This window comes from Caballeronia choica, assembly GCF_001544535.1.
GTDB lineage: Bacteria > Pseudomonadota > Gammaproteobacteria > Burkholderiales > Burkholderiaceae > Caballeronia > Caballeronia choica.
The window spans coordinates 1-1,668 of record NZ_FCON02000421.1; the positions used below are offsets into that span (position 1 = coordinate 1).

Annotated in this window: 4 protein-coding genes; all 4 read left to right on the plus strand. The window is 57.6% G+C overall.

The annotated features are described in order from the left end of the window. Positions 1-182, plus strand: a 182-nt coding sequence (locus AWB68_RS50545) for a hypothetical protein (protein ID WP_235028874.1), incomplete at its 5' end; no start/stop codon positions are given. Next, the gene (locus AWB68_RS44635) at positions 179-394 is read left to right on the plus strand and encodes a DUF5372 family protein (protein ID WP_235028875.1); all 216 of its coding nucleotides are present in this window, start codon (positions 179-181) and stop codon (positions 392-394) included. The genes AWB68_RS50545 and AWB68_RS44635, both read left to right, overlap by 4 nt. Before the next feature lie 176 nt (positions 395-570). Next, positions 571-1,023 carry a helix-turn-helix domain-containing protein gene (locus AWB68_RS44640; protein ID WP_087650424.1) on the plus strand — a complete coding sequence of 151 codons (453 nt, stop codon included), beginning with the start codon at positions 571-573 and terminating at the stop codon, positions 1,021-1,023. Between the two features lie 276 nt (positions 1,024-1,299). Then, on the plus strand, positions 1,300-1,668 hold a 369-nt coding region (locus tag AWB68_RS44645), incomplete at its 3' end, for a recombinase family protein (protein WP_143282059.1).

Below are 1,668 nucleotides of genomic sequence, written 5' to 3' on the forward strand. Positions count from 1 at the left end.
TCCTCCAGGTTCCTGAAGATGCGACCGTGAATGGCTTGTTCCTTCAGCGTCCGGTTGAAGCGCTCAGCGACGCCATTATCGTAAGTCAGCAACTGCTTGTCGTGACGACGGTTGCGCGACCGGAACGGTCGAGATTACCCATCCATTTCATCCACGGCGCGGCACCCGAATCCAGCTGGTGACCCGGCGCATCAACTGGGGAGAGGATCGTGTCATGTTCTACGACGAACATGGCCAGCTGCTATCAATACTGGCCTCATGGACCGATGTGGACGAGCCGGACGCATTTTCTCAGGCTGCGGCGGGGCGCTCCGCCTTTCGTGTAGATGATCTTCGGAGGCTGCGCGCGCTGATTGACGACCTTAGGCCGGAGGTCCTGGCCCGTGTTAAGTGAATTACGCCGCCAATGTAAACTTAACTACGCCGCAGATTGCTACCGACTACGCGGAAATCATCTCGCAATATTCCTGCATAGGCGCATGCTACTGTTTATTCAGTGTCTTTCTGACCTTGACATTTACGTTTTAGCGGCATATTTTATATTACATATTTTCGACCAACGAAGCGATCGTGACCAAGCCCGACCCGAAGCTCGAACGTCTCAGACATCTCGGCGTACTGAATCCCCACCCCGAGAGGGTGCAGGCTTCTTGGTTTCGATCGAGCGATTTCTTCGACGCGCGCGATCTGATTCAGGTCAAGTACGAGATGCTGCGCCATGTCAGCGTGGACGGCGCATCGAAGGCCGATGCTGCAGCGCTGTTCGGGGTATCGCGGCCAACCTTCTATCAGGCCGAGGCGGCATTTGCTCACGATGGGCTGGCTGGACTCCTTCCGAAGCAGCGTGGCCCCAAGGGGGCGCACAAGCTCAACCCAGAGGCAATGGCGTTCGTCGAACGACATCTCGAAGGCGATGGGGCGATTCACGCCCGGACACTAGCCGGGCAACTGGAATCCGAGTTCGGCATTTCGGTCCACCCCCGCAGCATCGAACGCGCGATCGCGCGCAAAAAAAAACCGTAAAGCCAAGCGTTGCCGAAATCCCCTTCGCGCAATCTTTGATAGCCGCTTACGAGGCCGTACGCGATGCGGTGGTCGATGGTACTCCGCGCTCCGAGGGTATTGCCGCGCTGCGCTATCACGGAATGCTGCATGGACTTCCTGTGCTCGTAAAGTCAACGGCACCCATAGAGACCGCCTTGCGTCACAGCGCGCCGCGCATGGACGCATTTCCGGCTGGCGATGAGTTTGTGCGTCTGCTCGCTAACCTCTTTTTACGGACCCATTCAGAGATCGCCCATGTCTACTGACCGGTATCAGAAGGTTACGGACGACCATTTGCGCCGCGATGCATTCCTCTACGTGCGCCAATCGTCACTGCGTCAGGTGTTTGAGAATACCGAGAGTACCAAACGCCAGTATGCGTTACGCGAGCGCGCCGTATCGCTCGGCTGGCCCATAGAACGCATCCACGTCATCGACACTGATCTTGGCCAGTCAGGCGCAAGTGCGGAGCACCGAGACGGCTTCCAGCAACTGGTTTCGGAGGTCGCTATAGGCCACGCCGGTATCGTACTCGGGCTGGAGGTGTCCCGTCTGGCGCGCAACAATGCCGATTGGCATCGACTCATCGAACTTGCGGCACTGACCCACACTCTGATTTTGGAT